This is a genomic window from Streptomyces poriferorum, assembly GCF_019399235.1.
GTDB lineage: Bacteria > Actinomycetota > Actinomycetes > Streptomycetales > Streptomycetaceae > Streptomyces > Streptomyces poriferorum.
In genome coordinates this window covers 1-8,345 of the sequence record NZ_JAELVH010000294.1, presented here as the reverse complement: position 1 = coordinate 8,345, position 8,345 = coordinate 1, and the positions used below count along the sequence as shown (strand labels likewise).

The 8,345-nt window shown below is 73.0% G+C and carries 8 protein-coding genes; 3 read left to right on the top strand and 5 right to left on the bottom strand.

The window, feature by feature from the left end; translation table 11 throughout:
* Positions 1-96: 96 nt before the first annotated feature.
* Positions 97-1,485, top strand: a complete 1,389-nt coding sequence (locus JGS39_RS33335; protein ID WP_219573491.1) for an MFS transporter — start codon at positions 97-99, stop codon at positions 1,483-1,485.
* Between the two features lie 57 nt (positions 1,486-1,542).
* On the opposite strand, the gene JGS39_RS33330 is transcribed toward JGS39_RS33335, so the two are convergent.
* Positions 1,543-2,025, bottom strand: coding sequence for an NUDIX hydrolase (locus JGS39_RS33330; RefSeq protein WP_219573489.1), 483 nt, complete (start codon positions 2,023-2,025; stop codon positions 1,543-1,545).
* 30 nt (positions 2,026-2,055) lie between these two features.
* A complete protein-coding gene (lnt, locus tag JGS39_RS33325) occupies positions 2,056-3,651 on the bottom strand; it encodes an apolipoprotein N-acyltransferase (protein ID WP_372456182.1) in 1,596 nt (531 codons plus the stop codon).
* Positions 3,652-3,846: 195 nt separating this feature from the next.
* Here lnt and JGS39_RS33320 point away from each other — a divergent pair, with 195 nt between their 5' ends.
* Positions 3,847-4,980, top strand: a complete 1,134-nt coding sequence (locus tag JGS39_RS33320; RefSeq protein WP_219573488.1) for an O-antigen ligase family protein — start codon at positions 3,847-3,849, stop codon at positions 4,978-4,980.
* Here JGS39_RS33320 and JGS39_RS33315 read toward each other — a convergent pair.
* Together JGS39_RS33315 and JGS39_RS33310 are read right to left on the bottom strand one after the other, a co-directional pair.
* On the bottom strand, positions 4,964-5,527 hold the full coding sequence (locus tag JGS39_RS33315) for a hypothetical protein (protein ID WP_219573487.1): 564 nt from the start codon (positions 5,525-5,527) through the stop codon (positions 4,964-4,966). The two genes, JGS39_RS33320 and JGS39_RS33315, sit on opposite strands and share 17 nt — an antisense overlap.
* 69 nt (positions 5,528-5,596) lie before the next feature.
* A complete protein-coding gene (locus JGS39_RS33310) occupies positions 5,597-6,382 on the bottom strand; it encodes a glutamate racemase (RefSeq protein WP_219573486.1) in 786 nt (261 codons plus the stop codon).
* A gap of 58 nt (positions 6,383-6,440) precedes the next feature.
* On the opposite strand from JGS39_RS33310, the gene JGS39_RS33305 reads away from it, so the two are divergent.
* Positions 6,441-7,613, top strand: a complete 1,173-nt coding sequence (locus tag JGS39_RS33305; RefSeq protein WP_219573485.1) for a glycosyltransferase — start codon at positions 6,441-6,443, stop codon at positions 7,611-7,613.
* A 16-nt stretch (positions 7,614-7,629) separates the two neighbouring features.
* Here JGS39_RS33305 and JGS39_RS33300 read toward each other — a convergent pair.
* On the bottom strand, positions 7,630-8,345 hold a 716-nt coding region (locus JGS39_RS33300), incomplete at its 5' end, for a TerD family protein (protein WP_219573484.1).

Sequence of the window (8,345 nt, the reverse complement as noted above, 5' to 3'; positions counted from 1 at the left end):
GAACTATGGTGCCCCACCACATACGCCCCTGACCTGCCCCTTCCTACGGTGTGGCGACACGTCCCCGTCCCCGCCAACCGTCCGGAAGTGGTACCCATGGCCGAACCGGCATCCGCTCCCCCACCTGCCTCCAACCTCCGCCGCATCGTCGCCGCCAGCCTCATCGGCACGACCATCGAGTGGTACGACTTCTTCCTGTACGGATCAGCGGCCGCCCTGGTCTTCAACAAGCTGTTCTTCCCGGACTCCGAGCCGCTCGTCGGAACCCTGCTGTCCTTCCTCACGTACGCGGTCGGCTTCGCCGCCCGGCCGATCGGCGCACTGGTCTTCGGGCACTACGGCGACCGGCTCGGGCGCAAGAAGCTGCTGGTGCTCAGCCTGCTGATGATGGGCGGGGCCACCTTCGCGATCGGGCTTCTGCCGACGCACGCCACCGTCGGGGTCGCCGCTCCGGTCCTGCTCACCGTCCTGCGGCTGGTGCAGGGCTTCGCCCTCGGCGGTGAGTGGGGCGGAGCCGTTCTGCTGGTGTCGGAGCACGGCGACGCGAAGCGCCGCGGGTTCTGGGCCTCGTGGCCGCAGACCGGCGCGCCGGCCGGGCAGTTGCTCGCCACCGGAGTGCTCTCCGCGCTCACCGCGCTCATGTCGGACTCGGCCTTCGAGGCCTGGGGCTGGCGCATCCCGTTCCTGCTCTCCGGGGTGCTGGTGATCATCGGTCTGTGGATTCGTCTGTCCGTCGATGAATCGCCGTTGTTCAAGGCCGCGCTGGTCCGGGCCGAGGAGCGCAGGGCCACCTCCGGAGCGGCGGAGAAGATGCCGGTCGTGGCCGTGCTGCGCCACCACTGGCGCGACGTGCTGATCGCGATGGGCGCCAGGATGGCGGAGAACATCAGCTACTACGTCATCACGGCGTTCATCCTCGTCTACGCGACGACATCAGCTGATCTGAGCAAGCAGACGGCGCTCAACGCCGTGCTCATCGCGTCGGCGATCCACTTCGCCGTCATTCCGCTGTGGGGCGCCCTGTCGGACCGGGTGGGACGCAGGCCGGTCTACCTGGTCGGCGCGGTCGGGGTGGGGCTCTGGATGTTCCCGTTCTTCGCACTGATCGACAGCCGCAGCTTCGGGAGCCTGCTCCTCGCCGTCACCGTCGGGCTGTTCTTCCACGGAGCGATGTACGCACCGCAGGCGGCCTTCTTCTCCGAGCTGTTCGCGACCCGGATGCGGTACTCGGGTGCGTCGATCGGTGCCCAGTTCTCGTCCGTCGCGGCCGGTGCCCCGGCGCCGCTCATCGCCACCGCGCTGCTCGCCGACTACGGCAGTTCGACACCGATCGCGCTGTACGTGATCGCCGCCGCGCTCATCACCGTGCTGGCCGTCGTCTGCGCCAAGGAGACCCGGCACCGGGACCTGGCGGCCATGGACGCCGGCCCCGCGCGGGACAAGTCCGCGGAGCAGCGCGCGGATGCGGCACGCAGCGGTGCGTAGCGCCTGATCCGCGAGGTCCGGGGGCCGGTGGCGTGCACCGCCACCCGGCCCCCGGACTCACGTCTGCGGGGTGGAGGCCTCGAACCAGGTGGGACCGTCGGTCATCGACTGCTTGATCCGGAAGAGCGCGAACTCCTGCAGCGGGGGCAGCGCGTCGACGTGGAACCAGGCCACCTCCAGCGACTCGTCGTCGTTGACGCGGGCCGTGCCTCCGGTGGCCCGGCAGCGGAAGGTGACGTCCAGGTACTGGCAGCGGTCGCCGTTCTCGTACTGCACTGGAGGCAGTGCCTGGGTGAGCACCACCCGCTCCGCCACACAGTGCACGGCCGTCTCCTCGTACACCTCGCGCTCCGCCGTCGTCGCGGGCTGCTCCCCCGGCTCGCAGATGCCTCCGATCACCGACCACTTGCCGGTGTCGGCGCGGCGCCCGAGCAGGACTCTGCCCTCGTCGTCGAAGACGACTGCGGTGACACCGGGCAGCAGGAGCAACTGTTGACCCGCGGTGGCGCGGATCTCACGGATGAAGTCGGGGATGGCCATGCCCCGACCCTACGTGGCGTCCGTACGTGCTCAGCGAGCACGCCGGGCGCGCACCGCCCGCGTCCCCACCCAGCCGAGGCCGATCACCGCGAGCAGGGCCAGCAGGCCCTCGGGGAGCGGGCCCATCCGGGTCGCCGGGGTCAGTGAGGAACGCAGCGGCACCTCGTCCACCAGGGCGTCCGGCGTGAACATCTTCGTCTTCCGGACGATGGTGCCGTCCGGGCGGATCACCGCGCTGACACCGCTGGTGACCGGGACGACCACGGAGCGGCTGTGCTCGACCGCGCGCACCCGGGACATGGCGAGCTGCTGGTAGGTCATCTCGCTGCGGCCGAAGGTGGCGTTGTTGCTGGGGACGGCGATCATCTGGGCGCCGTGCTCGACCGTGTCGCGCACGGCGTCGTCGAACGCGGCCTCGTAGCAGGTGACCAGCCCGACGGAGGTGCCCGCCAGGTCGAAGACGCCGACCTTCTTGCCGGGGCCGAAGTCGCGCTGCACCCGGTCGACGTCCGAGCTGAAGACGCGTACGAAGGACCGCATCGGCATGTACTCGCCGAACGGCTGGATGTGGCGCTTGTCGTACGTGGCCACGGGCCCCTTGTCCGGGTCCCACTGGATGAGGGTGTTGCGCAGGTTGCCGGTGTCCGGCTCGACGACCGCGCCGACGACGGTCGGCACACCGATCGCCTTCACCGCGTCGTCGATGACGATCCTCGCGTCGGCGTTGCGGTAGGGGTCCAGGTCGGAGGAGTTCTCCGGCCACAGGACGAAGTCGGGCTGCGGGACCTTGCCCGCCTTAACGTCCCGGGCGAGCTGCTCGGTGCGGTTGGCGTGGTTGTCCAGGACGGCTCGGCGCTGGGAGTTGAAGTCGAGGCCGAGCCTCGGCACGTTGCCCTGGATCGCGGCGACGGTCGCGGTGCCGTCCTCCGCCGAGTCGTCCACCAGCGGCAGCGACGCAAGGGCCGCGGCGACGGGAACGAGGACGGCGGCGGCGGTAGCGGCGGCGGCGATCCGGGGCAGCCGGCCCGTCGTGCGGTGGATGCGGAAGCGGCGGACCGCCTCGAAGAGACCGAAGCCGCACAGCACCACGGCGAAGGACAGGAGCGGGGTGCCGCCCAGCGCCGCGAGCGGCAGGAACACGCTGTCGGCCTGCCCGAACGCGATCTTGCCCCAGGGGAAGCCGCCGAACGGCACCCGGGCGCGGAGCGCCTCGTCGAGCGTCCAGACCGCGGCCGCCCAGAGCGGCCAGCCGGCGAGCCGGGACACGGCGGAGATGCCGATGCAGCCCACGGCGATGAACAGCGCCTCGGCCGCGGCGAGGGCCAGCCACGGCACCGGACCGACCTCTTCGCCCGTCCAGTGCAGCAGCGGCAGCATGAAGCCGAGTCCGGCGAGCAGGCCGAGGCCGAACGCGGCGCGGAACCTGCGCTCGAACAGCACCCAGCCGAGCAGGGCGAAGCCGGGCAGGACCAGCCACCACAGTGGCCGGGGCGGGAAGCTCGCGTAGAGCAGCACCCCGGAGAGCACGGCGGCGGCGGGCCGCGCGAGGCGCGGCAGCAGGCGGCGGGCCCGGGGGGTGGAGTCAGGCATCTGCGGGTCGCCGACCTGGGCGATGGTGGTGCTCACCCGGCGGAGTCTACGGTGGCGGGCCGGGGACCGGGGAGCCCCGTCCCGGGGACGGAACATGCGCTGCCGGATCGTTTCTTCGCATCTCCTGCACATATGACCGCCATGGCCGTTAATCTGTGCGCCAGTCCCCCGCCGACCGGGCCGGATCCGGCCCTCGCGGACGGGACGGTCACAGGCCGGGGGACGGACGTGATGGCTGCACCTGCAGAGCGGGGGCCCCAGGGCGGCAATGCGTCGGATGCCGCCGGGGCGCTGATCCTCGCGTTCTGTGCGATCTGGTCGCTCATCAGCGCGGCCGGACGGGAGACCCGGCCCGAAGGGGTGCTGCTCGCGCTGCTCGCCGTCGCGGCGGGCTTCGCCTGCGGGCGTATCTGCGGCACGTTGCTGCCGGTGGCCGCGGCGAGCATCGCCGCCCTGGCCGCTCTCGTCATGGCACTCGTCTGGCGCCATGGCATGCCCGGCGCGACGGCCGCCGTGGAGACCGCGCCCGGACACACCGGCGCGTCCGCCGCCCTGCTGGTCCTGGCGGCCGGAGCGGCCTGCTGCGCGGCGGCCGCGGCCCGGCGGGACTCGCTGCGGTTCACTCTTCGCCTGCTGGCTCTGGGCGCGGCCTGTGCCTCGCTGGGACTCGGCTCCGTCGCCGGGTTCGCGGCAGCGGTCGGCGTTCTGCTCTGTTCCCTGGCGGCGGCCAGGATGCGCAGCCGGCTGCTCGGTCTCGTGGGTCTTGCGCTGGCTGCCGGTCTGGCGGCCGGGGCGGCGTGGGCGGTGGCCGAGGACGTTCTGCCCGACGGCCTCACCGTCTCCCTGGAGGGCCCGCTGACCACCAACCGGGTACAGCTGTGGGCGGACGCCGCACGACTGGCGGAGGAGCACCCGGTTCTCGGCATCGGCCCCGACCGGTTCGCCGAGCTGAGCCCCACCGCGCAGCAGACCCTCGGCTCGGACGGCAAGCCGCACTCGGCCGCGCTGCAGCAGGCGGCCGAGCAGGGGGTGGTCGGGGTGGTGCTGCTGGGAGCCGCGTTCGGCTGGCTGCTGTACGTGCTGTGGCGCTCGCCGCGCAGCACGGCGGTCGCTCTGACCGCCGGGGCCGCGCTCACGGCACTGGCGGTGCTGGCGAGTGTCGGCAACGCGCTGAGCTTCACCCCGGTGACGGCGGGGGCGGGGCTGCTGGCGGGACTGGCGTCGGCCAGGCGGCCGATCGAGGCGGGCGGCCACGGCGGCGCACGGTCTCCGCACGGCGGCGACGATGTGCCCGCACATGAACCGCGGGCCGACCCGGCCGGACTGGCTGTGAGGGCCCGCGGGCGGGTCAGGCCCCGGCCGTAGCGCCCGTGGACGGCAGGTGGAGGCGGTCGCGGATGAACCGGACGCCCGCCTCGGCGTCGTCGACCGTGACCGTGAAGGTCCTGCCGTCACCGAGCCTGAGCACCAGCCCCTCGCCCCGGCGCACGACCACGGCCGTGCCCTGCTCGGGGCGCCAGCGGTAGCCCCAGCCTCCCCACTGGCGGGGGGTGACCTGGGGGGCGAACTCCGCGCCCACCACATGGGTGAGCAGGATCCGGCGGCGCGGCAGGCCCATGTGGCCGCAGCGCACTTCGAGGGCGTCGCCGTCGACACGGACCGCCACGTTCACGAAGGCGAGGGTGCCGAACAGCATGAGCAGCCCGGCCGCCATGCAGCCGATCACCGACATCAGCAGCGGGGCGATGCCGGAGGTCCAGGTGGAGCTGACGGCGAGCTGGATACCGAGCGCCAGGCAGGCGGCGCCGGCCGCCGCGAGCACCCACTGGGTCCGGTTGGTGGCCCGGCCGATCCAGACGGCGGTGTGGGTGTCAGCACCGGTTCGCGGCGGTTTCCGGGGGTGGTCCTCCATGCCAAGCAGCGTACTGAAGAATCCGCGCGCGGGGATGGGTCGGCCGGCTCCCGCCGGGTCGCCGGACGGTCAGCGGGCGGGGCTGACGGCGGCGAGCCCGCGCCCTTCCGCGTAGGCCAGAGCGGCTTCCGGCAGCTCGGACGGGTGCCCGCCGAGCAGGACGACGAGCCCGCCGGAGGGTTCGGCCGACGGAGCGGGCTCGGCCCCGATCCGGCGCAGGGCCTGGGCGGCGACGGCGCCCGCGGAGCCGTGCAGGACGACGGCCGGCCGGCCGGGCCGCTGGACCGCCCCGCGGATGCGTTCGGCGACCAGCTCGTAGTGGGTGCAGCCCAGCACGACGGTCTGGACATCGGGCGGGGTGAGCGCGGCGGCCTCGGCCAGGGCCTTGTCGATACCGGCCTCGTCCGCGTACTCCACGGCGTCGGCCAGTCCGGGGCACGGCACCTCGGTGACGTCCGCGGACCCGGCGAAGTCGCGGATCAGTCCGCGCTGGTAGGGGCTGCCTGTGGTGAGCGGGGTGGCCCAGATCGCGACCCGGCCACCGGCCGCGGCGGCCGGCTTGATCGCCGGCACGGTGCCGATGACCGGCAGGGCGGGCTCCAGCTCCGCACGGAGGGTGGCCAGCGCGTGGACGGAGGCCGTGTTGCAGGCCACGATCAGCGCCTCGGGCCGGTGCTCCGCGGCGGCCCGGGCGACGGCGAGGGCGCGTGCCGTGACGTCTTCGGGCGTCCGGGGCCCCCAGGGCATGCTCCCGGGGTCGGAGGAGAGCACCAGATCGGCGTCCGGCCTCAGCCGGCGTACTGCGGCGGCGGCGGCGAGCAGGCCGATTCCGGAGTCCATGAGCGCGATCTTCACCCGGTCACCATAGTCGACCGCCCTTGCGGTCCCTGCTCAGTGGGGCAGACTTCGGCCAATGAGCGCCGTTGCCTGGATCGCCGTGGGTTCGCTTGTCGCGTGGGTGTGGCTGTTGCTGGGCCAGGGGTTCTTCTGGCGGACCGACCAGCGGCTGCCGAGCCGCGCGGCCCCGGCGCAGTGGCCCTCGGTCGCCATCGTCGTGCCCGCGCGTGACGAGGCCGACATGCTCCCGGTGAGCCTGCCGTCGCTGCTCGCGCAGGACTACCCGGGGCACGCCGAGATCATCCTGGTGGACGACTGCAGCAAGGACGGCACCGGCGCGCTCGCCCGCGAGCTGTCCGTGCGGTGCGGGGGGCTGCCGGTCACCGTCGTGTCTCCCGGGGAGCCCGGACCCGGCTGGACCGGCAAGCTCTGGGCCCTCCGGCACGGGATCGCGCTGGCCCGCTCCCGGGAGCCCGAGTACCTGCTGCTCACGGACGCCGACATCGCGCACGAGCCGGACAGTCTGCGGGAACTGGTGGCGGCCGCCGGGTCGGGCGGCTTCGACCTGGTCTCGCAGATGGCGCGGCTGCGGGTGGAGAGCGTCTGGGAGCGGCTGGTCGTGCCGGCCTTCGTCTACTTCTTCTCCCAGCTCTATCCGTTCCGGTGGGTGAACCGGGCGGGGGCGCGGACGGCGGCAGCGGCGGGCGGCTGTGTGCTGCTGCGGACCGAGGCCGCGGTCCGGGCGCGGGTGCCGGAGTCGATCCGGCAGGCGGTGATCGACGACGTGTCCCTGGCCCGGGCGGTGCAGGGACACGGGGGCCGGATCTGGCTGGGGCTGGCGGAGCGGGTGGACAGCGTGCGGCCGTATCCGCGCCTGGGCGACCTGTGGCGCATGGTCTCGCGGAGCGCGTACGCCCAACTGCGGCACAATCCGCTGGTGCTGCTCGGTACGGTGCTCGGCCTCGCGGTCATCTACCTGGCGCCGCCCGTGACGCTCGTGGCGGGGCTGCTGGCCGGTGATCCCCCGGCCGCGTGGGCCGGGGGCGTGGCCTGGGCCGTGATGGCCGGGACGTACATGCCGGTGCTGGGGTACTACCGGCAGTCGCTGTGGCTCGCCCCGCTGCTGCCGTTCACCGCGCTGCTGTATCTGCTGATGACGGTCGATTCCGCGGTGCAGCACTACCGGGGCCGGGGTGCGGCCTGGAAGGGGCGTACGTACGCCCGTCCCGAGGCCGCACCGGACCAGTGACCTCCGCCGGCCGGCCCTACTTGCGGCCGGGAGTCCAGTTCATGCCCCAGCCGTATGCCTGGTCGATGGTGCGCTGCGGGCTCACTCCGCGCTGTGGCACGAGATAGCGGGCCTCGCGCTGCACGGTGAGGTCGCTCCCGGTGTTCGTGATGAGTGCGAGCGCGCAGACCGTCGAGGGAACGGTGCACTCGTCGAGCGAGAAGTCGATCGCGGCGCCGCCCTGCGGCTGGAGGGTGACGGTGGCGTGCAGATCCGCGAAACTCCGGGCGCCTTCGTAGATGGTGACGAAGATCAGGAGGCGGCGGATCCTGGCCTTCTGGTCGAGGTTGATCGTCAGGTTCTCACCGGAGGCGACGGCGCCCGTCCGGTCGTCGCCGTCGAGCTGGACGTACGGCGGCTGGTGGAGCGCGCCGAAGGCGTTTCCGAGTGCCTGCACCACGCCCTTGCGGCCGTCGGTCAGTTCGTAGAGGGCGCAGAGGTCGAGGTCGAGATCCGCGTGGTTCGCGACGGCCCTGCCCAGTTTGCTGCCCCACCCCTTGAACTGCTTGCGTACTTCCCAGTTGAGATTGACGCGCATGGCTCCCGAGGTCCCGCCCTGCTTCGCGAGCGAGACGGAGGGCGCCTCCTTGGTGAGCGTCACCTTGGTGAGGCGGACCGGCTGGGCGACGGGCGGCGCCGGGGGCGCGGGAGGCACCGGCGGGGCCATCGGGGCGGCCGGCGTCGGCTGGGGGT